The organism is Janibacter sp. DB-40, from assembly GCF_029510815.1.
GTDB lineage: Bacteria > Actinomycetota > Actinomycetes > Actinomycetales > Dermatophilaceae > Janibacter.
In genome coordinates this window covers 2,343,661-2,368,876 of the sequence record NZ_CP120360.1, presented here as the reverse complement: position 1 = coordinate 2,368,876, position 25,216 = coordinate 2,343,661, and the positions used below count along the sequence as shown (strand labels likewise).

At 70.6% G+C, this 25,216-nt stretch carries 21 protein-coding genes and 1 pseudogene; 13 read left to right on the top strand and 9 right to left on the bottom strand.

All coding sequences use genetic code 11. The features are described 5' to 3' along the window. The first annotated feature begins 53 nt into the window (after nucleotides 1–53). Genes PVE36_RS11265 through PVE36_RS11250 form a run of 4 tightly spaced genes read left to right on the top strand, consistent with a single transcriptional unit; the run spans nucleotide 54 to nucleotide 4,631 of the window. On the top strand, nucleotides 54–2,675 hold the full coding sequence (locus PVE36_RS11265) for an AAA family ATPase (RefSeq protein WP_277452415.1): 2,622 nt from the start codon (nucleotides 54–56) through the stop codon (nucleotides 2,673–2,675). A gap of 29 nt (nucleotides 2,676–2,704) precedes the next feature. Beyond that, nucleotides 2,705–2,848: a LuxR C-terminal-related transcriptional regulator gene (locus PVE36_RS11260; protein WP_277452414.1), complete on the top strand. Its 144-nt coding sequence runs from the start codon at nucleotides 2,705–2,707 to the stop codon at nucleotides 2,846–2,848. Nucleotides 2,849–2,893: 45 nt separating this feature from the next. Continuing rightward, nucleotides 2,894–3,358 (top strand): DNA-binding protein, encoded by a 465-nt coding sequence (locus tag PVE36_RS11255; protein ID WP_277452413.1) that lies wholly within the window; start codon nucleotides 2,894–2,896, stop codon nucleotides 3,356–3,358. Beyond that, nucleotides 3,351–4,631, top strand: coding sequence for a serine/threonine-protein kinase (locus tag PVE36_RS11250; protein ID WP_277452412.1), 1,281 nt, complete (start codon nucleotides 3,351–3,353; stop codon nucleotides 4,629–4,631). Before PVE36_RS11255 ends, PVE36_RS11250 begins: the two co-directional genes overlap by 8 nt. Here the strand turns inward: PVE36_RS11250 and PVE36_RS11245 are convergent. Further along, on the bottom strand, nucleotides 4,604–6,589 hold the full coding sequence (locus PVE36_RS11245; protein WP_277452411.1) for a VWA domain-containing protein: 1,986 nt from the start codon (nucleotides 6,587–6,589) through the stop codon (nucleotides 4,604–4,606). The two genes, PVE36_RS11250 and PVE36_RS11245, sit on opposite strands and share 28 nt — an antisense overlap. Then, nucleotides 6,589–8,580, bottom strand: coding sequence for a VWA domain-containing protein (locus PVE36_RS11240; protein ID WP_277452409.1), 1,992 nt, complete (start codon nucleotides 8,578–8,580; stop codon nucleotides 6,589–6,591). The genes PVE36_RS11245 and PVE36_RS11240 overlap by 1 nt, the downstream gene beginning before the upstream one ends. A 139-nt stretch (nucleotides 8,581–8,719) precedes the next feature. On the opposite strand from PVE36_RS11240, the gene PVE36_RS11235 reads away from it, so the two are divergent. The 3 genes from PVE36_RS11235 to PVE36_RS11225 all read left to right on the top strand — a co-directional run bounded on the left by PVE36_RS11235 (nucleotide 8,720) and on the right by PVE36_RS11225 (nucleotide 11,829). Beyond that, nucleotides 8,720–9,787 (top strand): AraC family transcriptional regulator, encoded by a 1,068-nt coding sequence (locus tag PVE36_RS11235; protein ID WP_277452408.1) that lies wholly within the window; start codon nucleotides 8,720–8,722, stop codon nucleotides 9,785–9,787. A 69-nt stretch (nucleotides 9,788–9,856) separates the two neighbouring features. After that, complete coding sequence (locus PVE36_RS11230; RefSeq protein ID WP_277452407.1) at nucleotides 9,857–10,999, top strand: hypothetical protein; 1,143 nt, start codon at nucleotides 9,857–9,859, stop codon at nucleotides 10,997–10,999. Beyond that, nucleotides 10,996–11,829, top strand: a complete 834-nt coding sequence (locus PVE36_RS11225) for an SDR family oxidoreductase (RefSeq protein WP_277452406.1) — start codon at nucleotides 10,996–10,998, stop codon at nucleotides 11,827–11,829. Before PVE36_RS11230 ends, PVE36_RS11225 begins: the two co-directional genes overlap by 4 nt. A 31-nt stretch (nucleotides 11,830–11,860) precedes the next feature. Here PVE36_RS11225 and PVE36_RS11220 read toward each other — a convergent pair whose 3' ends face one another. After that, nucleotides 11,861–12,310 carry a MerR family DNA-binding transcriptional regulator gene (locus PVE36_RS11220; protein WP_277452405.1) on the bottom strand — a complete coding sequence of 150 codons (450 nt, stop codon included), beginning with the start codon at nucleotides 12,308–12,310 and terminating at the stop codon, nucleotides 11,861–11,863. 84 nt (nucleotides 12,311–12,394) lie between these two features. On the opposite strand from PVE36_RS11220, the gene PVE36_RS11215 reads away from it, so the two are divergent. The 3 genes from PVE36_RS11215 to PVE36_RS11205 all read left to right on the top strand — a co-directional run bounded on the left by PVE36_RS11215 (nucleotide 12,395) and on the right by PVE36_RS11205 (nucleotide 16,360). Beyond that, a complete protein-coding gene (locus PVE36_RS11215) occupies nucleotides 12,395–13,591 on the top strand; it encodes an acyl-CoA dehydrogenase family protein (protein WP_277452404.1) in 1,197 nt (398 codons plus the stop codon). A gap of 14 nt (nucleotides 13,592–13,605) precedes the next feature. After that, a complete protein-coding gene (locus PVE36_RS11210) occupies nucleotides 13,606–15,171 on the top strand; it encodes an acyl-CoA carboxylase subunit beta (protein WP_277452403.1) in 1,566 nt (521 codons plus the stop codon). 106 nt (nucleotides 15,172–15,277) lie between these two features. Beyond that, nucleotides 15,278–16,360 carry a S8 family serine peptidase gene (locus PVE36_RS11205; RefSeq protein WP_277452402.1) on the top strand — a complete coding sequence of 361 codons (1,083 nt, stop codon included), beginning with the start codon at nucleotides 15,278–15,280 and terminating at the stop codon, nucleotides 16,358–16,360. Between the two features lie 61 nt (nucleotides 16,361–16,421). On the opposite strand, the gene PVE36_RS11200 is transcribed toward PVE36_RS11205, so the two are convergent. Continuing rightward, the gene (locus tag PVE36_RS11200) at nucleotides 16,422–17,042 is read right to left on the bottom strand and encodes a nucleoside triphosphate pyrophosphatase (protein WP_277452400.1); all 621 of its coding nucleotides are present in this window, start codon (nucleotides 17,040–17,042) and stop codon (nucleotides 16,422–16,424) included. 140 nt (nucleotides 17,043–17,182) lie between these two features. On the opposite strand from PVE36_RS11200, the gene PVE36_RS11195 reads away from it, so the two are divergent. Further along, nucleotides 17,183–18,454 (top strand): lipase family protein, encoded by a 1,272-nt coding sequence (locus PVE36_RS11195; RefSeq protein ID WP_277452397.1) that lies wholly within the window; start codon nucleotides 17,183–17,185, stop codon nucleotides 18,452–18,454. A 53-nt stretch (nucleotides 18,455–18,507) separates the two neighbouring features. On the opposite strand, the gene PVE36_RS11190 is transcribed toward PVE36_RS11195, so the two are convergent. After that, nucleotides 18,508–19,347, bottom strand: coding sequence for a hypothetical protein (locus tag PVE36_RS11190; RefSeq protein WP_277452395.1), 840 nt, complete (start codon nucleotides 19,345–19,347; stop codon nucleotides 18,508–18,510). Between the two features lie 37 nt (nucleotides 19,348–19,384). Then, nucleotides 19,385–21,061: a DUF885 domain-containing protein gene (locus PVE36_RS11185; RefSeq protein WP_277452392.1), complete on the bottom strand. Its 1,677-nt coding sequence runs from the start codon at nucleotides 21,059–21,061 to the stop codon at nucleotides 19,385–19,387. 134 nt (nucleotides 21,062–21,195) lie between these two features. Here PVE36_RS11185 and PVE36_RS11180 point away from each other — a divergent pair. After that, nucleotides 21,196–21,648, top strand: a pseudogene (locus PVE36_RS11180) (ribonuclease H); the annotation flags it as partial. 106 nt (nucleotides 21,649–21,754) lie between these two features. On the opposite strand, the gene PVE36_RS11175 reads toward PVE36_RS11180, so the two are convergent. Genes PVE36_RS11175 through PVE36_RS11165 form a run of 3 tightly spaced genes read right to left on the bottom strand, consistent with a single transcriptional unit; the run spans nucleotide 21,755 to nucleotide 24,399 of the window. Then, nucleotides 21,755–22,414 carry an MOSC domain-containing protein gene (locus PVE36_RS11175; RefSeq protein WP_277452389.1) on the bottom strand — a complete coding sequence of 220 codons (660 nt, stop codon included), beginning with the start codon at nucleotides 22,412–22,414 and terminating at the stop codon, nucleotides 21,755–21,757. Nucleotides 22,415–22,432: 18 nt separating this feature from the next. Beyond that, nucleotides 22,433–22,702 carry an acyl-CoA carboxylase subunit epsilon gene (locus PVE36_RS11170; protein ID WP_277452388.1) on the bottom strand — a complete coding sequence of 90 codons (270 nt, stop codon included), beginning with the start codon at nucleotides 22,700–22,702 and terminating at the stop codon, nucleotides 22,433–22,435. A gap of 56 nt (nucleotides 22,703–22,758) precedes the next feature. Beyond that, a complete protein-coding gene (locus tag PVE36_RS11165) occupies nucleotides 22,759–24,399 on the bottom strand; it encodes an acyl-CoA carboxylase subunit beta (protein ID WP_277452385.1) in 1,641 nt (546 codons plus the stop codon). 24 nt (nucleotides 24,400–24,423) lie between these two features. Between PVE36_RS11165 and PVE36_RS11160 the strand changes: the two genes are divergently transcribed. Beyond that, entirely contained in the window at nucleotides 24,424–25,206 is a 783-nt protein-coding gene (locus PVE36_RS11160; protein ID WP_277452383.1) for a biotin--[acetyl-CoA-carboxylase] ligase, read from the top strand. Nucleotides 25,207–25,216 lie beyond the last annotated feature (10 nt).

Here is a 25,216-nt window from a genome sequence, read left to right as displayed (position 1 = left end):
ACTGATTCCGGCACTGACCCCGTCGGGCGGATACTGAGGGAGTGACCGGTGTCGTGGGACGGACCGCCGAGCTCGCGAAGGTCGAGCGTGCGCTCGTGGAGGCCCGAGCGGGTCGTGGCCGACTCCTGCTGGTGACCGGGCCGGCGGGCATCGGCAAGACGCGGCTGGCCGATGCCGCGGTGGAATCGGCCCGTGGCGCCCGCATGGGCGTAGCGACCGGCTACGCCATCGATGATCCCGGCGCGCCTCCGCTGTGGCCGTGGTTGCGAGCGATGCGGGAGTGGCCCGAGACGAGGTCCCTGCCATCCTCTGACGGCAGCGAACCCGAGAGTGCCGCACGGTTTCGGCTCTTCGTCGCGATCTGTGACCTGCTGCGCGCTCGCGCGGACGACGGCGGGTTGCTGGTGGTTCTCGAGGACATGCACTGGGCCGATCGGACGTCGCTGCTGTTGCTGCGGCACCTGTGCGCGGAGCTCCACCAGAGCCGGATCATGGTCGTGGTGACCGGTCGCGACGGGGTTCACGGTCCCTTCGCCGACGCCGGGCCGGATCTCGCGCGCGGCGACTCGGCATCGTCGATCGTGCTGGCCGGCTTGGCCACCGATGAGATCGTCAGGTGGCTGGCCCACCTGTCGGGAGGCGATGTCGGACTGGTGGAGCTCGCGAAGATGCTGGAGCACGCCACGAATGGCAATCCCCTGCTGATCCGCCTCCTCGTCGAGGAGCTGGCTGGCCGGGACACGTCGCGTGGTGGTGGGGAAGTCCTCGGTCAACTCATGAGCGAACGACCCCATCTGCGGCGCATCGTCGCAACGAAGGTCGCGCCGCTGGGTCCGGATGCTCGCGAGCTCGTCGAGGCCGCCGCGGTCCTGGGTGAACGAGTGTCCCCGGATGTGTTGGCCGCCATGGTCACCGCCTCGGTGGGCCCGGTGCGGGCGCTACTGGACGATGCCGTCGCCACTCGACTGCTGATCGAGGAGAACGACACGGGCGAGCTGAGGTTCCAGCACGCGTTGATCCGCGATGCGGTGTACGGCGAAGTCCCCGCTGGTCGCCGCAGGGACCTGCACCGCCCTGCCGCCGAGGTGTTGGAGCAGTATCGCCCTGAGAGCGCCGCTGGCTCCATCGCCCACCACTGGCACCGTGCCGGAGGGTCGGAGGGGGCCCGCGGATCCATGCGGTGGGCCCAGCGTGCCGATGATGACGCACGTGCCGTGCTTGCGTTCGACGACGCGGCCGGTTTCGCCGCCCTGGCCGTGGCCGCTGCTGAGGCGTGCGGAGTCGACGCCGAGGAGCGGGCCCGGCTGGTGATTCGTCGCGCCGAGGCCCTGTACCTCGCAAGTCGCGTGCGCGAGAGCCTCGACTGCTGTGTGCACGCTGCCGATCTGGCCGAGCGGTGCCACCGCGCAGACCTCGTGGCCCAGGCGGCACTCGTGGTCCACGGACTGGGCGACCCGGACGCGAACCGCATCATCCCGCGGCTCGCAGCCCGCGCGCTGAGCTTGGTCGATCCCGGCGACCACGCGACGCGCGCTCGCCTCCGCGCCCAGATCGCCATCGGGGCCGCAGAGACCGGCGATGGGCCCGAGGCGGCCGTTCTCGCTGCCGCCGCGCTGGCCGAGGCGGAGGTGTCCGGGGACCCGGCCGCCCTCCTGGAGTGTATCGCGGCGTGGCACCTGACGATCTCGATCCCGCAGACGGTGCGGGAACGACTCGAGCTGGGCCGGCGGGCGACCCAGCTGGGCTCGGCTGCCGGTCAGCCGATCGCCGCCCTGTGGGGGCATCTGTGGCGCATCGATGCTGCCGTCCAGCTCGGCGACATGGGCGCGGTCGACGAGGGCCTGAGTGACCTCGATCGAGTGGCTCGGGAGCGCGGCTCGGTCCTGGCGCGGTGGCATCATCTACGTTTCCTGGCTGTTCGCGAGGCGCTGCACGGCGACTTCGCCGCGGCAGGTGCTTGCAACGACGCCGCCCGTGAGATCGCTGTACGCATGGGTGATCTGTCCATGATCGCCATGGACCATGCGTTCCGGTTCGAGATGATGCGTCTGCGGGGTCTCTTCGACGACGAGCCCGATGGTTGGCGCGACGTCATCCGTCGCGCTCCGCCGCTGCCACTGGTGCGGGTGCAGCTGCCCATGGTCTCGGCGCTGGCCGGCGACCTCGACAGGGCGCGTGCGGAGTTCGAGGAGTTCCGTCACGTGCCGCGCTCCCTCGCCGTCGGCGTCCGGTGGGCCGGCACCGTCCGCCAGATCGCAGCCGTCGCGGTCCTGCTGGGTGACGTGGACGTGTGCGCGACGGCCTACGAGTTGTTCCTTCCCTTCGCGCACGCGTACAGCGGAGACGGCTCCGGTGGGGTCTTCAGCGATGGCGCCGTCGCGCGGTCCCTGGCCGACTACGCCATCGTCGCCGGTCGGCCCGAGCAGGCGCTGGGGCACTATCGCGAGGCCATCGCCATGAATGTCCGGATCGGGGCACGGCCGTTCACGGCACTCAGTCGCCTCGGTCTTGCCCGCACCCTCACCCTCCTCGGACCTGATCACCGGACCGACGAGGACGAAACGGTGTCGACACTGCTCGAGCGAACGGCGGGGGAGTTCCGCCGGCTCGCCATGCCGGGCCCGCTCGAGGCGGCTGATGCACTCGCGACATCGGTCAGGCCGCGGGACCGTTGACCGCACGGGAGACCGAAGTAGCACATCTGGTGGCCCGGGGGCTGACCAACAAGGAGATCGCCGGTCGGTTGTACCTGTCGGAGCGGACCGTCGAGTCGCACGTGCGCAATGTGCTGGGCAAGCTCGGTCTCACGAACCGCGCCGAAGTCGTGGCATGGGTCCTGCGCCGGTGAGCCTGCGGTAGACCTCCTAGGATGCCGAGGACGAAGGGAGCGTCCGTGTCCGGTGACATCACTGCGAACCTGGCCCAGCAGCGCGAGCTGTACGGCGAGCCGCTGCGCGACCTCGCGGACCGCGTCATGGGTGCGTTGGGCCTGACGCAGGGCCGACTGGCCCAGACGCTGGGGCTCTCGGCACCGATGCTCTCCCAGCTGCTCTCCGGCCGCCGGACGAAGATCGGCAACCCCGCCGTCGTCCAGCGCCTGTACGCCCTGCTGGAGCTGGTGGACGAGGCTCCGGGGCTGACCGCCCAGGAGCTCGCCGCCCGGATCGAGGCGGTGCACGAGGTGCAGGGCACGTATGCGACCACCCGGACGACGAGCGACAGCGAGGAGGCCGCGCTCGCGGGGCTGCGGGAGGCGGCCGATCCCGCCGACCTGCGCGGTGCCGCCGACCTGCTCGCGGCGCACCACCCGCGACTGTCCTCCCTGCTGCGCAAGGCCGCCGAGGGCGCGCGTGGGTGAGGTCTTCGCCGGCCGGTACGAGCTGCTCGACCCCATCGGGCAGGGCGGCATGGGCTCGGTGTGGCGGGTCCACGACCGACGCACCGACACGGTGGTCGCGGCCAAGGTCCTGCGCCAGTCCGACGCGGCCGCGCTCCTGCGCTTCGTGCGCGAGACCGCCTTCCGCGTCCAGCACCCCCACGTGGTCACCCCACTCGGGTGGGCGGGGGAGGACGACCGGGTGCTGTTCACGATGCCGGTCGTCGACGGCGGCTCCGTCGCCACGCTGGTCGGTGACCACGGCCCGCTCCCGGCCCCCTTCGTCGCGGAGGTGCTGCGGCAGCTGCTCGACGGGCTCTCGGCAGTGCACGCCTCGCGGATCGTCCACCGCGACGTCAAGCCGGCCAACGTGCTGCTCGCCGCCACCGGTTCGGACCGGCCGCACGTCTACCTGACCGACTTCGGCATCGCGGTGGAGCTGGACGGTCCACGCCTGACGGAGACGAATGTCGCGATCGGGACGCCCGGCTACATGGCCCCCGAGCAGCGCCGGGGGGAGCTGACGACGGCCAGTGACCTGTACGCGGTCGGTGCGCTCGCGCGGTTCATGCTCACGGCGCTGCCGCCCGAGGGGGACCCGCTGACACTCGATCGGCCCCGCGATGTGCCGGAGTCGCTGTGGAGCCTGACCGCTGACCTCCTGGCCGATGACCCGGCCGACCGACCCGATGCTGCGGCCACGATGGCCCGCCTGCAGGAACCCGGGCTGGCGTGGACGTCCGGCGCGGCCGGTGATGTCGAGGTGCTGCAGCAGGTCTTCGACACCTCCGCCAGCGACACCGAGCCCCTCGAGCCGCCGACCGTGGTCGTGTCGGGGCCTGAGTCCGCACCCGGTCCCGGGCCACGGACCCCGCCCCGGCGCAGGCGCGCGGGACTGCTGGCGGCCGGTGCCGTGACCGTCGCAGTGGGGCTGGTGGCCGCCGTGCTCGCCTGGACGTCCCTGTCCGACAGTGACCCGGGGGGCGGCGACACCGCGACCAGCCCGCCCGCGTCGAGCTCGTCGAGCACGGATGGTCCGAGCCCGAGCAGCAGCTCCTCGTCACCCACGGATCCGTCCGAGTCGTCGCCGACGTCGACGACCGGTTCCGTCGAGGTGGGCACCGTGGTCAGCAGCGTCGGGCAGCCGTGCGAGTTCAGCGACGTGGGCCTGCGTGAGACGACCTCGGACGGGGTCGACGTCATCTGCCAGCAAGCCGACGACGGTCGCTACTCCTGGGAGCGCGCGGACTCCTGAGCGCCGGCATCCTTGCGGCGCAAGCCGAACCCTGCGCCGGCGCCGAGGATGATCGCGGCGAGCACGCCTCCACCGATCCACGGCAGGGGGGAGCCCCCTTCGTCCTCACTCGTGCTCGCGGTCGCACCGGTGTCGCCGCTGCCGTCCTCGCCCGTGGCCGTGGTCTCGCCCCCCTTGCCGTTGGCGTACTCGACGGCGTCGGTGGGCTCACCCTCGACGTCGACGGTGAAGGCGACCTTGATCGGCTGACCCGCCAGGTCCTCGCCGACCTCCTTGGTGCTGACCCCGAGCGCGTAGTAGTACCACCCGCTCATGCTGGCCGCGGGGGTGGCGTCGAGTGCCGGGGTGTCCGCGTAGCGGTTCTTGTACCGGACGTTCGCGGTTCGCACCGACCCAGGGGACGAGTACGCAGGATTGAATTGACCCGGAGCGCGCACACTCTCGTCCACCTTCTGCCGGTCCGGGGAGAAGGCTTCCCCATCGATGAGCAGATAGTTGACGCGGGCGACGTCCGCAGGGAAGCGGAATCCGCCGGTGGGCCCGTGGGTGGTGAAGCGGGCGGTCTGGCCGTAGTCGACCTTGACCCGGTAGACGAGGGTCTCGCCCGGGACGAGGGTGTCGACCCAGGTGCCTTCGGTGATCTCGGGGGCGTCGGAGAAGGAGAGACCACCGGCGATCGGCTGCGCGTCACCCGCCGTCAGGTCCTTCGCTTCCGGCAGGTCGCCGGCGGCGTCCGGCAGCTCGTCCAGGTTCGTGACCCGAGGCTCCTCGATGACCTGGATCTCCGCCGGTGTGGTCTGCTGCGCTCCCTCTCGGTGGACCAAGGCGGTGAAGGTGCCCATCGCCCGGCAGGACTCGCTGGCGGGTTCCTCCTCAGGAGACTGGCCGAGCACGCGTCCGGTGACGGTGACGAGCCGCTTGAACCCGTGGAAGTCTCCGACGACTCCGAACGCGTCAGCACACTCCGTGCCGTCGGGGGCGAGGATCGTCAGGTAGAGGTTCTCGAGGTCGGCGTCGTCCTCCTCGCGGTTGTAGTACGTCTTCGGTTTCGTGGTGACGGAGACATGGAGGGTGGACTGCTTCTGGGTGCGCTCGATGGAGTAGGCGCGCCAGGAGTCCTCACTGGCGGTCAGCTCGTCGGTCCACAGGCCCGGGGTGAGGGTGGGCAGGTCGGCGGGGGCCTGTTCGTTCTCGGCGAGGTCGATGCCGGTGACGGGCTGACCGGTGAAGCCGAAGTCGCGCACGGCGCGGGTGGAGATCTTGTTCAGGCTGGTGGCGAGCTCGTCGGCGTCGGCGGCGTCGTAGTAGGTGCCGCCGCCGGTCTCGGCGATGCACTGCAGCTGCTCACGGGCGGTGTCCTCGACGCCGAAGCCGACGGTGTCGATGCGCAGGTCGACGCCGTCCTGGACGAGGTCCTTTACGACGGGGCAGGGGTCGGGCACGCAGGACTCCTCGCCGTCGGAGACGAGGATGATGTTGCGCTTGCCGGTGTCGCCGAGGTCGTCCATGGCCTTGGTGAGGGAGTGGGCGATGGGGGTCTCGCCCTTGGCCCGGAACCCCTTGATCGCGTCCGTGAGGGCGGGCTTGTCCAGGGGGCCGATCGGGACGGCGAGCTGGGTGTCGTTGCAGGCGGCCTTGGTGGGCTTGCCGCCGGGCTCGGTGGCGCCGTAGACGCGCAGGCCGACGTGGGTGTCGGCAGGGAGGGAGTCGACCACGCCGGTCAGGGCCTTCTTCGCCGCCTCCATCTTGGTCCCGCCGGCGGGGTCGGGCTCCTTCATCGATCCGGAGGCGTCGAGCATCAGCAGCAGCTCGCCCGGCTCCTCGGCGGTCTGGTCCGCTGGTGCGGACGCGTGGGTCGTGGTGCTCGGGCTGGCGCTCGAGGTGCCGACGCTGGTCAGGGCCAGCGCTCCGGCCAGGCCGGCACCGAGCAGGGCACGGGTGATGGCGGTGGTCCTCATCAGTTGCCTTCCTTGCCCAGGCGACGGATCCCGAACCAGGCGCCGGCGCCGAGGACGATCGCGGCGAGCAGGCCGCCACCGATCCACGGAAGGGGGGAGTCCCCTTCGCCCTCGCTCCCGGTTGCGGCGGTGTCGTCGCTCGTGCCGGAGTCGCCCTCCGTGTCACCGGAGGCGTCGTTCTTCTCACCGGTGGCGGCGGCGTCCCAGTCCTCCTCGGTGGCGTACTCGACGGCGTTGGAGGGCTTGCCCTCGATGTCGACGGTGAAGGCGATCTTGATCGGCTGGCCGGCGAGGTCCTGCCCGAGGTCGCCCTTGCCGATGCCGACGGCGTAGTAGTACCAGCCGCTCATGCTCGACGCACCGATGTCGTCGGCCGACGAGTACCGGTTCTTGTACCGGACGGGAGCGGTCGTCACCGACTTCGGGTTGTTGCCGTAGGTATCGCTGAAATGGCCCGCGATCCAGATGCTGTCGCCAACCTGCTGACGGTCCGGGCCGAACGCGCTGCCGTCAACCCAGAGATTGCCCGAGTCCTCGGGGAACCGGAATCCGCCGGTGGGACCGTTGGCGGTGAAGCGGGCGATCTGGCCGTCCTCGACCTTGACCCGGTAGAGCAGGGTCTCGCCGGGGACGAGGGTGTCGACCCACGTTCCCTCGGTGATCTCGGGGGCGTCGGAGAAGGAGAGCCCTCCGGTGACCGGCTGCTCCTTCCCCGTCGTCAGCTCGACCTCCTCCGGGTGCTCCTCGACGGCTTCCGGCAGCTCGTCCAGGTTGGTCACGCGTGGTTCCTCGATGACCTGGATCTCGGCGGGCGTCGTCCTCGTCGGGCCTCTGCGGTTGACGAGGACGGTGAAGGCTCCCTCGGCTCGGCACGACGCGTATCGCTCGTCATTCTCGAGCGTCTGCCCCAGCAGCCGCCCTGTCACGGTGGCGATGGGGCTCAGCTTCTGGCTGTTCTCGCCCGCGTTGTCGTAGGTTCGGACACACTCCGTCCCGTCAGGGGCGAGGATCTTCAGGGTGAGTTCCTCGACTCCGCTCAGGTCTTCGTGGCCCCCCTCGTGGTCGTACGTGCTCGGTTTCGTGGTGGCGGAGACATGGAGGGTGGAGTTCTTCTGGGTGCGCTCGACGGTGTAGGCGCGCCAGGAGTCCGCGTTGGCGGTCAGCTCGTCGCGCCACAGCCCCGGCGTAAGCGTGGGCAGGTCAGCGGGGGGCTGCTGGCCCTCGGCGAGGTCGGTGCCGGTGACGGGTTGGCCGGTGAAGGCGAAGTCGCGCACGGCGCGGGTGGAGATCTTGTTGAGGCTGGTGGCGAGCTCGTCGGCGTTGGCGGCGTCGTAGTAGGTGCCGCCGCCGGTCTCGGCGATGCACTGGAGTTGCTTGCGGGCGGGGTCCTTGACGCCGAAGCCGACGGTGTCGATGCGCAGGTCGACGCCGTCCTGGACGAGGTCTTTCACGACGGGGCAGGGGTCTGGCACGCAGGACTCTTCGCCGTCGGAGACGAGGACGATGTTGCGCTTGCCGGTGTCGCCGAGGTCGTCCATGGCCTTGGTCAGGGAGTGGGCGATGGGGGTCTCGCCCTTGGCCTCGAATCCCTTGATCGCCTTCGTCAGGGCGGGCTTGTCCAGGGGGCCGATCGGGACGGCGAGCTGGGTGTCGTTGCAGGCGGCCTTGGTGGGTTTGCCGCCGGGCTCGGTGGCTCCGTAGACGCGCAGCCCGACGTGGGCATCGCTGGGGAGGGAGTCGACGACGCCGGTGAGGGCCTTCTTCGCTGCCTGCATCTTGGTCCCGCCGGCAGGGTCGGACTCCTTCATCGACCCGGACGCGTCGAGCATGAGCAGCAGCTCACCCGGCTTCTCGGTGGCGCTCGTGGCGGTGGTCCCGGTCTGCGTGTCGGCCGTGGCCGTGGTCGCTGTGGTCACGGCGCCGGTGAACGCGACGACGCCGGCCAGGCCAGCGCCCAGGAGCGCTCGGACGGGAGCGGTGGAGGTGTGCATCGTGTCTTTCCCCTGAGGACGGTGCGGCGTTTGCTAATGCAAACATAGATGTTTGCTTTAGCAAATGTCAACCGGTGTCGCGATGATCCTAGGTCAGGACTGCGGCCCTCGCTCCTGCGCCAAGGGGCAGACTGACGCCATGCACCCTGCCACGACAGGCGTCACCGGCAACACGGCGCTGATCCGTGCCGCCAGCCTGCGCGGGTTCGGGTCGCTGGTCGAGGAGCAGGGTGGCGACCCCGTGGACCTGTTCCGGCGCTTCCGCATCCCGCCATCCGTCCTCGAGGGCGACGACGGTCTGATCTCGATCACCGCCCACGACCTGATGCTCGATGCGGCCGCCGATGAGCTCGGCTGTCCCGATTTCGGCCTGCGCCTGGCCGAGCGACAGGGCCTGGGCATCCTCGGACCGCTCGCCGTGGCGATCGAGTCCTCATCGACCGTGGCCGAGGCGCTGGAGTGCGTCACCCGCTTCATGTTCGTGCACAGCCCGGCGCTGCGCATCGGGGTCGAGGACGACCCGCAGGGCGCTACCGGGGTCGTTGCCGTGACCTACCGCAAGGACCTGCGGGAGTCGCCCTACTCGCCCCAGGCGATGGAGCTGGGGGTTGCGCTGCTCCTGCGGATCTCAGCCGCAATGCTCGGTGGGATCGAGGGCCTGAGGTCGGTGGAGCTGCCGCACGCGCCCCTCTCGTCGATCCAGCGGTACACCGGGGTCTTCGGCGTGACAACACGATTCCATGCGCCGGTGGCCGCGCTCCGCCTGGACCAGCAGGTTCTCGATGCTCGTTTCGCCAACGCCGACGAGGCCATCCGCACCGTCGCGCTTGCCCACCTCGCGGCCAACCACACCAACCCCGAAGGCCTCGCTGCGGTGCAGGTTCGCGGAGCCCTCACCGAAAGGCTGGGGACAGTCCCTGCTTCGCTCACGCAGGTGGCCCGCCTGCTGGCGGTGCACCCGAGGACCCTGCAGCGGCGACTGGCCGGGGAGGGGACGAGCTTCGGGCTCGTCCTCGACGACGTGCGTCGGGTCGCGGCCGCGCGCTACATCGCGGGGACCACTATGCCCTTCGCCCGAGTGGCACCACTGCTGGGCTTCAGCGAGCAGAGCGCGCTCACCCGGGCGGTGCGCCGGTGGTACGGCGTCAGCGCGCGCCGGTTGCGACGTGACGGAGCCCACCCCGATGTCGACAACCTGTCGCGCTGAGTCAAGTACTGGGGAGTCACTTCGTAGACAGTGGTGGCAACCGTGCCCGCACCACAGGAGGACCACACCATGACGACCCAGCCGCAGGACCAGTCGCTGGAGGCCGAGCTCGCCGCGATCGGCGCCCGCTCGATCCCGGAGTTCGACGGTGTCCACGAGGTGTGGCCGCGCGGCGACCGGCTCCGGGCGGTGCGCGAGGCAGCCGAGAAGTACAAGGCGCGCTTCAAGAGCCAGGGGCAGGTCACCGCGGTCAAGTCCGTCGACATCGCCTCCGCTCCGTATCCCGTGAAGTACGGCTTCAACACGGCTGTCGCGGCGCCCCACATGCCGCTCATCCCGATCATCAACCGCATGGTCGTCGTGCAGTACGACGACTGGGACGGCCGTCCGCGCACCCTGGCCTTCGAGCCGACCGTGCCCGAGGGCTCGGCCCAGGCGCCCTTCTTCAGCAAGCTGCAGAAGCTGACCAACAAGATCCCGGGCGCCAACCGCGCCGAGAAGTTCATCGTCAACTACTACAACGAGCCCGACGACGTCCTCGCCACCCTGGGCCTGACCGCGGACGACATCGACTTCTGCGCCTTCGACCACCTGCACGTGCAGGATCCGCGGATGATCCTCGGCTCGTCCGCGATCATCCCCGGCGAGAGCGCTCCGCGGCAGCCGATCTTCGGCGACGCGAAGATGCTCGTGAACACCCGCGAGCTGGCCACCCTCCAGTCGCTGCACCCGATGCAGTGGGCCTGGTACGTCGAGGGCAGCCTCGAGGGCGTCGACATGGACAAGTTCGCCACCTTCGAGGGCGACATCGAGCTCGGACCCGGCATCGCGCTGCTGTGGACTCCCGGCCACACCGACGGCAACCACTCGCTCGTCGTCAACACCCCCGACGGCGTGTGGGTCTCGTCGGAGAACGGCATCGCCCTGGACAACTGGCAGCCCGAGCAGTCGAAGATCCCGGGGGTGAAGATCTACCACAAGCAGTACGGACGCGAGATCTGCCCCAACGGCAACACCCTCGAGGACTCGCTCGACCAGTACGACTCGATGGTCAAGGAGAAGACGCTCGCGGACCCGTCCACGAAGGACCCGCGCTGGCTGCAGATCCTGCCCTCGAGCGAGCTGGCCCCGTGGAAGCGCTTCTGGCCGATCGTGCCGACCTACCACCACGGCGGGATCGACTACGGCCGGATCGTTGCGGGTCGGCGATGAGCCCTTGCGGGGGAGCGGTCGTCACCGGCGCCGGTCGCGGTCTCGGTCGCCAGATCGCCGGACTGCTCGTCGAGCGCGGGTACCGGGTGCTCGTCACCGATGTCGACGAGACGGCGGCGAAGGGGGCTGCCGCCGCCCTGGGGGAGTCGGCCACTGCCATGGCTGTGGACGTGCGCGACGAGACGCAGGTGGTCGCGGCCCGTGACCGCATCGTCGAGATCGCCGCTGGCCTGGACGTGTGGGTCAACAACGCCGGTGTCCTGCTCACCGGTCCGGCCTGGGAGCAGGACGACGCCACCCGTCGGCTGATGCTCGAGGTCAACGCGCTCGGGACGATCAACGGTACGGTCGCCGCGATCCACGCCATGAAGGGCGCCGGTGGTGGCCACATCGTCAACATCGCCTCGCTCGCCGGCATCACGGCGGTGCCCGGGGAGACGGTCTATGCCGCGTCCAAGCATGCGGTCATGGGCTTCAGCCTGAGCACGATCGCCGACCTGCGCTCCGCCGGGGTCGAGGACATCGACATCAGCTGCATCTGTCCTGATGGCATCTGGACCCCGATGCTGCACGACAAGCTCGACGACCCGGGGTCGGCGCTGTCCTTCTCCGGCAAGCTGCTCCGGCCCGAGGAGGTCGTCGAGGTCGTGGGCGATGTCCTGGACAGGCCGCGCCTGGTCACCGCGATCCCGGGCTGGCGTGGGGTTGTGTCGCGCGTCGGCGATGTCTTCCCGCGGGTCGGCCTGGCTGTGGTGCCGATGGTGACAGCCCAAGGGCGCCGGGTGCAGACAAAGATGCTCAAGAAGCAGGCGAAAGCCGCCCGCCGGTGACGTACCCGCGCGTGACCACGGTGCGCCTCCGTCAGAGGGCGTCGAGCTCGTCGCGGCAGCGCTGCTCGAAGGTGCCCAGCTCGGTCAGCGCGTACTCGATGTCACGCCGTCGCTGCTCGAGGTCCTCCCGGCGCTCGTCGATCTGCCCCAGGACGTACTCCAGCTGGCTCCGCTTGCCGCGCGGGACGTCGTAGAGGTTGACGATGGTGGCGATCTCGTCGAGCGGGAAGCCGAGTCGCCGCCCGCGCATGATCAGCGACAGCCGGGTGCGCTCACGGCGGTGGAAGATGCGCGTCGTGCCAACGCGCTCGGGGGAGAGCAGGCCGATGTCCTCGTAGTGGCGCACCGTGCGGGTGGTGATGCCGAACTCATCGGCGATCTCCCGGATGGTCCACGTCCGGTCCGCAGGGTCGACGGCGTCGCTCCCGTCGGGGGACCCGCTCGTCCCCCGACGCCCTGCCCCCTTCGTCGGACTTGTCATGAGCCGTAGCATGCTTTACGTTGACGTCAACGTCAAGCAGTGGCGACGCCGGCGAGGATGTCGGGGCGCCGGGAAAGGTCGGGCATGTTCGAGCTCTCGCAGGACCACGAGGACTTCCGCGCCGCAGTGCGCGACTTCGCCGAGGGCGAGGTCGAGCCGCACGTCGCGCAGTGGGACAAGGACCACCACCTCCCGCTGGAGGTCGTGCGGAAGATGGGCGAGATGGGCTTCTTCGGCCTCGTCGTCCCCGAGCGCTGGGGCGGCTCCGCGGAGACGGTCGACGGCGTCGTCCAGTCCGACTTCACGGCCCTGTGCGTGGCGATCGAGGAGCTGGGCCGCGTCGACCAGTCCATCGGCATCACCCTCTCCGCTGGGGTGGGCCTGGGGATCAACCCGATCCTGTCCTTCGGCAACGACGACCAGCGGGACGAGTGGGTGCCGGACCTCGTCGCCGGTCGCACGCTCGCCGGCTTCGGCCTGACCGAGCCCGACGCCGGCTCCGACGCGGGTGGCACCCGGACGACCGCCAAGCGCGACGGTGACGAGTGGGTCATCAACGGCGCCAAGTCCTTCATCACCAACTCCGGCACCGACATCACCTCCCTCGTCACCGTGACCGCCCGGACCGGGACGAGCGAGGACGGCCGCGCGCAGATCTCGGCGATCATCGTCCCGAGCGGCACCCCCGGCTTCACCGTCGAGGAGCCCTACGACAAGCTCGGCTGGCACATCTCCGACACGCACGGCCTGAGCTTCTCCGATTGCCGCGTACCCGTCGGCAACCTCGTCGGCGAGGAGGGCAAGGGCTTCCGCCAGTTCCTCAAGACCCTCGACGACGGCCGGATCGCCATCTCCGCCCTCGCGACGGGCCTGACCCAGCGGATGCTCGAGCTGTCCACGGAGTACGCGGGCACCCGCACCTCCTTCGGCCGCCCGATCGGAGCCAACCAAGGCGTCTCCTTCCAGGTGTCCGACCTGGCCGTCATGGCCGAGACCTCCCGCGTGCTCACCTACAAGGCCGCGTGGCTGAAGGACCGGGCCGACCGCGGCCTGCGCTCGACCAAGGAGGTCGCGAAGGCCGCCTCCATCGCGAAGCTCTACACCTCCGAGGCCGCGGTGAGCGCCACCCGCATCGCCACCCAGATCTTCGGCGGCAACGGCTTCATGGAGGAGTACCCCGTGGCGCGGTTCTACCGCGACGCCAAGATCCTGGAGATCGGCGAGGGCACCTCCGAGGTCCAGCGCATGGTCATCGCCCGCCACCTCGGCCTCCCGGCCTGAGCGAAGGGAGCGACATGTCCACCCCGTACCCGCTCGACCCCAAGGTCGAGGACGTCCGCCGCCGCATCGCCGAGGCCCACGAGGCCTCGGAGCGTCCCTCTGAGAAGGCCGCAGCCAAGCTCGAGTCGCAGAACAAGCTCTACGTCCGCGACCGCATCGCGCTGCTCGTCGACGAGGGGTCCTTCGTCGAGGACGGCCGCTACGCGAACGCCCTCGCCCAGGGCCTGCCCGCCGACGGCGTCGTCACCGGACGCGGTCTCGTCGACGAGCGGCCGGTGATCGTCATCGCGAACGACCCGACCGTCAAGGCCGGCTCGTGGGGCGCCCGTACGGTCGAGAAGATCGTGCGCGCCACCGAGATGGCGCTGCGCGAGGAGCTGCCCGTCTTCTGGCTCGTCGACTCGGCCGGTGCCCGCATCACCGACCAGGTCGAGATGTTCCCCGGGCGCCGCGGCGCCGGGCACATCTTCCACAACCAGGTGGCACTCTCCGGCAAGGTGCCGCAGGTCTGCTGCCTCTTCGGCCCCAGCGCGGCCGGCGGCGCGTACATCCCCTCCTTCACCGACCTGGTGATCATGGTCGAGGGCAATGCGTCGATGTACCTCGGCAGCCCCCGCATGGCCGAGATGGTCGTGGGGGAAAAGGTCTCGCTGGAGGACATGGGCGGCGCCCGGATGCATTGCACCGTCAGCGGCGTCGGTGACGTCCTCGTCGCCGACGACGCCGAGGCCATCGAGACGGCCCGGATCTGGCTGAGCTACCTGCCGCTCAACTGGCACAGCGAGCTCCCGTCGTACGCGCCGGAGCCACCGGCGGCACAGCTGACGCACGAGACCATCCCCGAGCGCGAGTCGCAGCCCTTCGACGTCCACGACGTCATCGACGGCCTCGTCGACGACGACTCCTTCTTCGAGGTCAAGTCCCTCTTCGCCCCCGAGCTCGTCGTCGGCCTGGGCCGCATGGCGGGGGAGACCGTCGGCATCGTCGCCAACAACTCGATGGCCAAGGGCGGCGTGCTCTTCACCGACAGCGCCGACAAGGCCTCACGCTTCATCTGGCTGTGCGACGCCTACTCGATCCCGCTGATCTACCTGGCCGACGTCCCCGGCTTCATGATCGGCTCCGAGGTCGAGCGCGGCGGCATCATCCGCCACGGCGCGAAGATGGTCTCGGCCGTCTCCTCGGCGACCGTGCCGCAGTTCTGCGTCGTCATCCGCAAGGCCTACGGCGCCGGTCTCTACGCCATGGGCGGGCCCGGCTTCGCGCCCGACGCGACGATCGCCCTACCGACCGCCCGCATCGCGGTCATGGGCCCCGAGGCTGCGGTCAACGCCGTCTACGCCAACAAGATCGCCCAGGTCGAGGCCGAGCACGGCGCGGCCGCCCGCGACGAGTTCATCGCGAAGGCCCGCGCCGAGTACGAGGAGGACGTCGACCTCGAGCGCCTTGCGGCCGACCTCGTGCTCGACCAGGTGATTGAGCCGGAGGGGCTGCGTAACGAGCTGCTCACCCGCCTGCGCCACGCGCGCGGTCGCGAGCGGACCTTCTCCACCCGTCGGCGGGACATCCCGCCGGTGTGACGAGCCTCGCGCTCCTCGCGCTGCACGATCCCCGCCGCGTTGTTACCTTCTGGTAGTCATCGGCGGAGGTCCTCTCCGCCGGGTTCCCTGACGGAGGATTTCCACCATGCAGCGCAGCATTCGATGGACTGCCCCCCTGGCGGCAGCCGCTTGTGCGGTCGGTCTCGTGGCCACCGCCGGTGGCGCCGGAGCGGCGACCAGCGACCCCCTTCGTCCAGACCTGTGGGGTCTGGACCAGATCAACGCCGAGGAGTCGTGGGCCGAGACGACCGGTGACGGTGCGACCGTCGCGGTCGTCGACACCGGCGTCGACCTCGGTCACCCGGACCTGGCCGGCCAGCTCGTGGCGGGCGCGACCTTCGTCTGCGAGGAGGGCCACGAGGGCTCCTGCGGGGACGGCGGGTGGAAGGGCGTCGACGGGGTCGGCCAGGAGACGGACTCCCACGGCACCCACGTCGCCGGCACGGTCGCGGGCGTCGCCGACAACGGGATCGGCGTCGCGGGCGTCGCCCCGGACGCGAAGATCATGCCGATCAAGGTGCTAGAGGACGGCGCGGGCACGAATGCCGACATCGCCGAGGGCATCCGCTGGGCGGCCGACAACGGTGCGGACGTCATCAACCTCAGCCTCGGCAGCCTGCCCGGCCTGCAGCTGATCGGCGCGCTGGGCCTGGACACGACGACCATCGGCGCCATCGAGTACGCCCGCGGTCAGGGGGCGCTGACGGTCGCGGCGGCCGGCAACTCCTCGACCCTGCTGTGCAACGACCCGGCCTTCAACAGCGACTCGATCTGCGTCGGCGCAACCGATCGCAATGAGCTGAAGTCCTACTTCTCCGAGCTGCCGATCAAGCTGAGCGGGAAGGCCGTGGCCGCGCCGGGCGGCGCCGGCAGCCCCCTCGGTGGCCCCTGCGAGGACGACATCATCTCCACCGTCCCGCGTGGCACCGGGACCGCGGAGTGCGGCGGCGCGGACTACGACGCCTACGCGGGTACCTCGATGGCGACTCCGCACGTCGCCGGTGTCGCGGCCCTGCTCTACGGCCAGGGCCGGTCCATGGCCGGTGTCGAGGACGCCATCCTCACCACCGCGCGCCACCCCCTGCTCGGGACCCGCGGTGGGTTCAGCCTCATGTACGGCAAGGGCATCGTCGACGCGCAGGCCGCGACGGCGACTCCCGTGTCCTGATCCTCCGCCGACCCCGAAGGGTGGTGGTGGCCGCAGCGGTCACCACCACCCTTCGTCCGTGTCAGGCGGAGGCGACGTCCCACCACGGCACCTCGAGGTCGCCCAGCAGCTGCCGCAGCAGCGGCAGGCACAGCCCGACAACGGTGCTCGGGTGCCCCTCGATCGACTCGACGAAGGGGGCCCCGAGCCCGTCGAGCGTGAAGCCGCCGGCGACGTGGAGCGGCTCGCCGGTGGCGAGGTACCCCTCGAGCTCCTCGTCGGTGACGTCGGCGAAGTGGACCGTCGCGCTCGCCGTCCCACCGGCGGTCCGGTCGACGACCGGCTCGACGAGCCAGTGCCCGGTGTGCAGGACGCCGGTCCGGCCGCGCAGGTCCTGCCATCGACGCCGGGCGACCTCGACCGTGCCGGGCTTGCCGTGGACGGCCCCCTCGATCTCGAGCACCGAGTCGCAGGCGAGGACGAGCCGGCGGTCGTCGGCCAGGTGGTCCCGGACAGCCGTCCCCTTCGCCTCCGCAAGGACCTGGGCGAGCGCAGCGGGGGAGAGGTCGGGATCCAGTCGCCGGGCCTCGGCCTCGACGGCGTCCTCGTCGACGTCGCTGACGACGACCTCGGGCTCGATGCCACTGGCGCGCAGCAGACCGAGGCGGGCGGGGGAGGCGGACGCGAGGACGAGCGAGGTCATGGGCACAGTCTGCTATCTGTTGCCGCGGTGATGACCCACCGGTAACTTGTGCTCACACAGTGATGAAGAGGTCGCCTGTGTCCGGGGACAATCCCTGCCCGGTCGGGGGATCTCGTTCCCGCCACACAGACAGGACCCACATGAGTTCCTTCTCCAAGCGCTCCGCCGCAGCGGCCGCGCTCGCGATCGCCATCGCCGTACCGCTCGCCGGTACCGCCCAGGCCGGTCCGGGAGACATCCCCGGTACCGCCGGCGCAGCCACCCTGACAGACACGCCCGAGCCGGAGCGCCCCGACTTCTACGAGCCGCCGGCGCAGATCCCGAGTACACCCGGCACGGTCATCCGCACGGAGCCCGCGCCCTTCCTGCTCGACCCCCTGGGTCTGTCCTCGAGCGTGGTCACCGCGACCCGCGTGATGTACTCCTCGACCGACGCCGACGGCGCTCCGATCGCCGTGACGGGCACCGTCTTCGTCCCGAGGAACGACTACGTGGGCGCCTCGCAGCGACCGCTGATCTCCTACACGCCGGGGACGCAGGGCATCGCCGACCGCTGTGCCCCCTCCCGGCAGATGGAGGAGCTCGTCGAGTACGAGGGGATCGGTATCGCTCGCACGGTCGGTCGCGGGTACGCCGTGGCCATGACCGACTACCAAGGCCTCGGGACCCCGGGGACGCACACCTACATGGCGCGTGCCGCCCAGGGCCACGCCGCGCTCGACATGGCCCGGGCCGCCCAGGCGCTGCAGGGTGACGACGTGGACGCGGACAACCCCGTCGGCCTCATGGGGTACTCGCAGGGTGGTGGCGCGGCGGCTGCGGCCGCCGAGCTGGCCTCGTCGTACGCCCCGGAGCTGGCCATCAAGGGGTCGGCCATCGGCGCCCCACCGGCCGACCTGGCCACGGTTGGTGCCAACATCGACTCCGGTGCGTACAACGCCTTCGCGCTGTTCGCCCTCCTCGGCGTGGCCCAGGCCGAGCACATCGACCCTGCGCCCTACCTCAACGAGGCCGGTGAGGAGGTGGCCGCGGCCGTCGAGGGCGACTGCGTCTTCGACCTCTTCGAGCACGCCTTCAAGGACACCGGCCAGTACACCGAGAGTGGCGAGAACCTGACCGACCTGCTGGCCGGCGACACCTTCGCTACAGCGGTCACCGAGCAGCGGATCGGCACGATGAAGCCGAACGCTCCCGTCGTGATCAACCACGCGTGGGGTGACGAGGTCATCCCCTTCGAGGTCGGCAAGCAGCTGGGCAGCGACTGGTGCGACCGGGGCACGCGGGTGACGTTCAACCCGGGTGCGACCCCGACCCACGTGGGCGGGATGGTCCCACACGTCGAGAAGTCGATGCACTTCTTCGAGAAGCGCTTCGCCGGCTGGAAGACGGCCAACAGCTGCTGGCGCCTCTGAGGTGACTTGGGCGAGGGGGTGGTGCAGGAGGTCCTGCGCCGCCCCCTTCGTCGTCAGGAGAAGGTTGCTCCGGTGATGCCCTCGCCCTCGCCCGCGGAGACCGTCGTCGGATCAAGGGTCAGGACGAGCGTGCTCCCGTCGGTGTTGCTGTAGGTCACCGTGGAAGCGGTGCTCGACGAGCGCGACCAGTTGCTGCCGCCGCTGCCGTAGTCGGTGTAGAGCGTGGCGACGACGTCATCGCTCGCGTAGTCGTCCACGCTCAGGGCATCGACGCCCCATGCCCGGACGAAGGCATCCGCGTACTCGGTGACGGTGGAGGGGAGCCCCGTGGCAGGGGGGTCGATGCCCCAGTCACCAGGCATGGGGACGGAGTCGTCGACCTCCCACTCGGCGTTGGCGCCGACGACAGCACCCTGCGATCCCTGCTGTGCCGCTGCGGTGTCGACGAGGACGTACAGGGCCTGGCCGGTGCCGTCGGTGTACTTCACCTGGGTCCGGCTGCCCTGGTCGACGGAGGTCGCACGCGTCCACGAGCTGCCGCCGCGACCGTCGTAGGCGAAGAGGCTGCTTACGGCGGTAGCGCTCGCGTAGGCCGACGCAGCGTCCCTGTCACCGATACCCCAGGCCCGGACGAAGCCGTCGGCGTAGGGGCCGACGCCCGTCGGCAGACCGGCGCTCGCTGCCGACGAGGTCGTCGTGGGGGCCGGGCTCGCGCTCGACGACGTGGCGGATGCGGGTGCGGTGGGCGTCTCGGTGGTCGTCTCGGTGTGGGTTGGCGGCGTGGAGCTCGTGACGGTCACCGTTGTCGGCCCCTCGCTCTCACCGCCGAGCGAGCACCCTGCAACGAGCGTCAGCGACGCGACGACGACAACGGACCCCCGAATGCTCCCCATGAGGGAAGAGTAGGGGATCGGTCACAGGGCAGGACGCTCAGCCGAGCACGGCCGTGCGCAGAGTGTCCAGGCCGACACCGCCGATGTCGAGGGCCCGGCGGTGGAAGGCCTTGAGGTCGAAGGCCTCGCCTTCCCGGCGGGCGGTCTCGTCGCGCAGCTGCAGCCAGAGCCGCTCACCGATCTTGTAGCTCGGGGCCTGCCCGGGCCACCCGAGGTATCGGTCCAGCTCGAAGCGCAGGAAGCTCTCGTCCATGTTGGCGTGGGCGCTGAGGAAGGTCCACGCCTTGTCGTAGGTCCAGGCGCCGCCCCCGACCTCGGCGGGCGCCTCGAACCCGCAGTGCACCCCGATGTCCAGGACCACCCGCGCCGCCCGGAGCGACTGACCGTCGAGCAGGCCCATCCGGTTGCCGGGGTCGTCCATGTGGCCCAGCTCGGCCATGAGCCACTCCGCGTACAGGGCCCAGCCCTCGCCGTGGCCCGAGGTCCACGCGGCCAGCCGGCGCCAGCGATTGAGCAGCTGCTTCCGGTGGACGGTCTGGCCGACCTGGAGGTGGTGGCCCGGCACGCCCTCGTGGTAGACGGTCGTCAGCTCACGCCACGTGCCGAACTGGGTGACCCCCTTCGGTACCGACCACCACATCCGGCCGGGACGGGAGAAGTCGTCGCTCGGGCCGGTGTAGTAGATGCCACCGGTCTCCGTGGGCGCGATCATGCACTCGATCGTGCGGACCGGCTCGGGGATGTCCATGTGCGGTGAGAGGAGCTCGATGGCCTCGTCCGCCTTCTCCTGCATCCACGCCTGCAGCGCGTCGGTTCCGTGGATCTGGTACCGGGGGTCGGCGTCCAGGCGCGCGATGGCCTCCCGGATGGTCGCACCGGGCGAGATCCGCTCGGCGACCGCGGCCATCTCGCCCGTGATCCGGGCGAGCTCCTCCTGCCCCCACGCGTAGGTCTCCTCGAGGTCGATCCGGGCGCCCAGGAATACGCGCGAGTGCAACTGGTAGTCCTCACGGCCACAGGCGTCCGCTTCGGGAGCCCTGTCGCGCAACGGCTTGAGTCTCTCGGCGAGGTCGCGGTAGGCCCCGGCCGCTGCGTCGACCGAGCGACGCAGGTCGGCGGAGACGGACTCCGGGAGCGGCTGCCCGTCCATGCTCGCGCCCGCGAGGAAGGAGGCGAAGTACCCGTCCGGGGCGGTCAGGTCGGTGCACTGCTCGATGCACCGCTCGTACTGGCGAAGGGGGGAGATCCGCCCGACGTCGGCCGACGCGGCGAGTGACTCGGTCCACTGCTCGAGGGCGGTCGGGACCTTGCCCATGCGGGTGGCGATCGTCGCCCAGTCGTCGGCCGTCGCCGTGGGCATGACGTCGAAGACGTCACGCACCGCCTGCATGGGGGAGGCGAGCACGTTGATCTCGCTCTGGTCCAGGCCGGCCGCGTGCATCTCCTCGCCGAGCCCGAGCCGCTCGCGCATCGCCTCCAGCGTCGCCCGGTCCACGTCGTCGACGGGCGTGGCTCCCTCGAGCGCACCCAGCGTCTCCCGACGCAATCGGGAGGCGGCGGCGAATCCCTCGGGAGAGAGGTCGTCCAGGTCCGTGTCGTGGCCCGGGACGCCGAGATAGGTCGCGTCGATGGGGGAGAGGGCGACCTCGGCGTCGAAGTGTGCCTCGGCGATGCGGTCGATGTCGGTCGTGGGACGGGGTGTGTCGGTGCTCACGCCCCGGACGGTACCGATCCCGCGGCCCGAACGCAGCCCTCGCGGGGTGCTGATCCAACCAGGTGCACGATCACGCCGGCCCCGTCTGATAGGAAGACCGCAGCCGTTCCCCCTTCGCCCCACGGAGTGACCGCATGATCCTCACCGCCGCCGCCGACGGATCCGCTCTCGGCAACCCCGGCCCGGCAGGCTGGGGCTGGTACATCGACGAGGACCGCTGGGACCGCGGCGGCTGGGCTCACGGGACGAACAACATGGGCGAGCTGATGGCCGTCCTGGACCTGCTGCAGCAGACGGCCCACCTCGACGAGGACCTGCACGTCATCTGCGACAGCAAGTACGTCATCAACTCGATCACCGCGTGGATGCCCGGGTGGAAGCGCAAGGGCTGGCGCAAGAAGGACGGCCAGCCCGTCCTCAACGTCGAGCTCATGCAGGCCCTCGACGCGGCGATGGCCGGGCGGCGGGTGACCTTCGAGTGGGTCAAGGGCCACACCGGCCACGCGCTCAACGAGCACGCCGACCGGCTCGCGACGAGCGCGGCCGCGGCATGGGCGAAGGGGGCGGCGCCGACAGCAGGTCCGGGTGTCCCCGGTGCCCGGCCCGGCACGACGCATGATGTCGTCGACCAGACGGCCGAGCCCGCGCAGGACGAGCCGTTGTCGCTCTTCTGAGGTGACTCGCCGGGCCGGCTCAGCGTCGGGCGGTGACCCGCTTCAGCTCGGCGCGCCGGTCACCGGTGAGGACGCCGGAGTCGAGAGCCGTGCGGGCGGCATCGGGGTCCCCGAACCAGGCGCGCAGGTAGGTCGGCACGGTCAGCCCCGACCCCGAGGGAGTGGCGGTGATGGCGTCCCCGGGGCGGATCTCGCCGGGCTCGACGACCTGCAGATAGGCGCCGCTGCGGCCGTGCGCGGCGAAGCGCCTGACCCAGCCGCGTTCGCCCATGCGCTCGCCGAAGGTCGCGCACGGCACCCGGGGGCCGCGGACCTCCAGCACGGCGGTCCCGACGCGCCACCGGTCGCCGACCTCGGCCGCGTCGACGTCGATGCCGAGCGTCGTCAGGTTCTCGCCGAACATCCCGTGGGGCAGCTCGCGTCCGAGCTGTCGTTCCCACGCGTCGAGCTCCTCGCGGGCGAAGGCGTAGACGGCCTGGTCCGCGCCCCCGTGGTGTCGGCCGTCACCGACGTGGTCCCCGGCGACACCCGAGACGCCCGCACCGTCGACGACCCGCTTCGGGCCGGGGTCGCTCACGCGGATGATGTCGACGGGCTGCTTGCCGATGCCGGTCGGCCGACCCCTGGGGATGCGCTGCAGCATCGGACGGCCGATGTTGACCGAGAGCACGTGCGGCATGCCGGGCAGGGTGGGACGTCAGCCGGGGAAGGCGGATGCCCGCCAGGCCCCGGGGCCCGGGTGCAGGGTCGCGCGGACGAGCCGCTCGCGCGAGGCCCAGCGGCTGGCCGGACCGGAGGGCTCGTCCTCGCCTCCGTCCACGCCGGAGAGGACCGCGACGAGCGCGGCGACCTGCTCGGGCGAGGCATCGCCGACGACCTCGATGTGCGGGGCCGCGGTTGGTGCCTCCTGCGGGGTGTCCGTCACGGTGTCGTCCGCGGTTGGTGCCTCCTGCGGGGTGTCCGTCACGGTGTCGTCCGCGGTCACAGCGTGGAGCCGCTGTGAGTTCTGAGCCTGCGAGGACATCACAGCGGAATGTTCCCGTGCTTCTTGGGCGGCAGCGTCTCGCGCTTGGTCTTGAGTGCGCGCAGCGCCCGGCTGACGTTCATGCGGGTGTTGCTGGGCGTGATGACCGTGTCGATGTAGCCCCGCTCGGCTGCGACGTACGGGTTGGCCAAGGCGTCCTCGTAGGCGGTGATGAACTCCTGGCGCGCCTCCTCGACGTCACGGCCCTCGGCCTCGGCGGCCGCGAGCTGCTTGCGGTAGAGGATGTTGACCGCGCCCTGGGCGCCCATGACGGCGATCTGGGCGGTCGGCCACGCGAGGTTGATGTCGGCGCCGAGGTGCTTGGAGCCCATGACGTCGTAGGCGCCGCCGTACGCCTTGCGGGTGATGACCGTGACGAGCGGGACGGTCGCCTCGGCGTAGGCGAAGATCAGCTTGGCGCCGCGGCGGATGATGCCGTTCCACTCCTGGTCGGTGCCCGGCAGGAAGCCCGGGACGTCGACGAAGGTCAGGACGGGGACGTTGAAGGCGTCGCAGGTGCGCACGAAGCGGGCGGCCTTCTCCGAGGCGCCGATGTCGAGCGTGCCCGCGAACTGCATCGGGTTGTTGGCGACGACGCCCACCGAGCGGCCCTCGATCCGGGCGAAGCCGCAGATGATGTTGGGCGCGAACAGCGGCTGCACCTCGAGGAAGTCGCCGTCGTCGACGACCGAGGTGATGACCTGCTTCATGTCGTAGGGCATGTTCGGCGAGTCCGGGATGATCGTGTCGAGCACCCGGTCCTCGTCCGTCACCTCGAGGTCGAGCTCCTCGCCGAAGACCGGCGGGTCCTCGAGGTTGTTGCTCGGCAGGTAGCTCAGCAGCGCCTTGACGTAGTCGATCGCATCGTCCTCGTCGGAGGCCATGTAGTGGGCCACGCCGGACTTGCTGTTGTGCGTGTGCGCACCACCGAGCTCCTCGAACTCCACGTCCTCGCCGGTCACGGTCTTGATGACGTCCGGGCCGGTGATGAACATGTGCGAGGTCTGGTCGACCATGACGGTGAAGTCGGTGACGGCGGGGGAGTAGACGGCGCCACCGGCGCACGGCCCCATGATCAAAGAGATCTGCGGGATGACCCCCGAGGCGTGCACGTTGCGCTTGAAGATCTCGCCGTAGAGACCCAGGGAGACCACGCCCTCCTGGATGCGGGCGCCGCCGGAGTCGTTGAGGCCGACCACCGGGCAGCCGATCTTCATCGCGAAGTCCATGACCTTGGTGATCTTCTCGCCGAAGACCTCACCGAGGGACCCGCCGAAGACGGTGAAGTCCTGCGCGAAGACGGCGACCTGACGACCGTCGACCGTGCCGTAGCCCGTGACGACGCCGTCGCCGTAGGGCCGGTTGGCCTCCTGGCCGAAGGCGGTCGAGCGGTGGCGGGCGTACTTGTCCATCTCGACGAAGGTGCCCTCGTCGAGGAGGAGCGCGATGCGCTCGCGGGCGGTCTGCTTGCCGCGGTTGTGCTGCTTCTCCACGGCGCGGGTCGACCCGGCGTTGGCGACTTCGGCCACGCGACGCTTGAGGTCGGCGAGCTTGCCGGCCGTCGTGTGGATGTCGATGTCGACGGGGACATCGGTGCCGCCGATGGAGTGAGCGTCAGTGGTCTCGGTGCTCTGGGACATGGTGCGAAGCCTAACCTTGCCGGTGTGCCGACCCCGATGGACGTCCAACGACTGACCACCCTGCTCCCGCCCGAGGAGGGGTGGGGCGATGTCGTCCACCTGCCCCGGGTCGGCTCGACGAACGCTGCTGCGGCGGAGCGCGGGGCACTGTGGTCACCGGTCGTCACCGAGCACCAGACGGCCGGCCGGGGGCGTCTCGGGCGTCCGTGGCAGGACACGCCCGGGGCCTCCCTGGCCATGTCGGTGGTCGTGCCCCCGGTGCAGCCCCCGGGGTGGCTGCCCCTCGCGACGGGACTGGCCGTGCGCTCCGCGCTCGTGGACGAAGGGGTGGACGCCCACCTGAAGTGGCCCAACGACGTCCTCCTCCCGGGCGACGGGGACCGGAAGGTCTGCGGCATCCTGTGCCAGTCGCGGCCCGACGGGCGCGTGGTCGTGGGCATCGGCATCAACGTGGGCCACGACCGCGGTGACCTGCCGGTGGAGACGGCCACCTCCCTTCGCCTCGTCGGTGCACAGGTCGACCGGACCACGCTCGCGGCAGCGGTCCTCACCCACCTGCGGCACCGGCACGCCGCCCTGACGGAGGGCGGCGACTCGGCCGAGCAGGTCCGGGCGGCCTATGCCGGCGCCTGCGCCACCCTCGGGCGCCGCGTCGTCGTGCACCACCCCGACGGCACCCGGGAGGAGGTCGAGACCACCGGCCTGGACCTCGAGGGACGGCTGTGTGTCACCGGGGCGCGTGGCTCGGATACCGTGGCGGCAGGTGACGTGCAGCACATCCGACTGCCCGGCGCGTCGCCCCACTGACCCATCGACC

Excerpts from the sequence above, each read along its gene's own strand:
- PVE36_RS11215 (WP_277452404.1), top strand. The coding sequence starts at position 12,395 with ATGTTCGAGCTCTCGCAGGACCACGAGGACTTCCGCGCCGCAGTGCGC.
- PVE36_RS11220 (WP_277452405.1), bottom strand. The coding sequence starts at position 12,310 with ATGACAAGTCCGACGAAGGGGGCAGGGCGTCGGGGGACGAGCGGGTCC.
- PVE36_RS11240 (WP_277452409.1), bottom strand. The coding sequence starts at position 8,580 with ATGCACACCTCCACCGCTCCCGTCCGAGCGCTCCTGGGCGCTGGCCTG.
- PVE36_RS11190 (WP_277452395.1), bottom strand. The coding sequence starts at position 19,347 with ATGGGGAGCATTCGGGGGTCCGTTGTCGTCGTCGCGTCGCTGACGCTC.
- PVE36_RS11230 (WP_277452407.1), top strand. The coding sequence starts at position 9,857 with ATGACGACCCAGCCGCAGGACCAGTCGCTGGAGGCCGAGCTCGCCGCG.
- PVE36_RS11175 (WP_277452389.1), bottom strand. The coding sequence starts at position 22,414 with ATGCCGCACGTGCTCTCGGTCAACATCGGCCGTCCGATGCTGCAGCGC.
- PVE36_RS11195 (WP_277452397.1), top strand. The coding sequence starts at position 17,183 with ATGAGTTCCTTCTCCAAGCGCTCCGCCGCAGCGGCCGCGCTCGCGATC.
- PVE36_RS11165 (WP_277452385.1), bottom strand. The coding sequence starts at position 24,399 with ATGTCCCAGAGCACCGAGACCACTGACGCTCACTCCATCGGCGGCACC.
- PVE36_RS11210 (WP_277452403.1), top strand. The coding sequence starts at position 13,606 with ATGTCCACCCCGTACCCGCTCGACCCCAAGGTCGAGGACGTCCGCCGC.
- PVE36_RS11235 (WP_277452408.1), top strand. The coding sequence starts at position 8,720 with ATGCACCCTGCCACGACAGGCGTCACCGGCAACACGGCGCTGATCCGT.
- PVE36_RS11205 (WP_277452402.1), top strand. The coding sequence starts at position 15,278 with ATGCAGCGCAGCATTCGATGGACTGCCCCCCTGGCGGCAGCCGCTTGT.
- PVE36_RS11225 (WP_277452406.1), top strand. The coding sequence starts at position 10,996 with ATGAGCCCTTGCGGGGGAGCGGTCGTCACCGGCGCCGGTCGCGGTCTC.
- PVE36_RS11200 (WP_277452400.1), bottom strand. The coding sequence starts at position 17,042 with ATGACCTCGCTCGTCCTCGCGTCCGCCTCCCCCGCCCGCCTCGGTCTG.
- PVE36_RS11245 (WP_277452411.1), bottom strand. The coding sequence starts at position 6,589 with ATGAGGACCACCGCCATCACCCGTGCCCTGCTCGGTGCCGGCCTGGCC.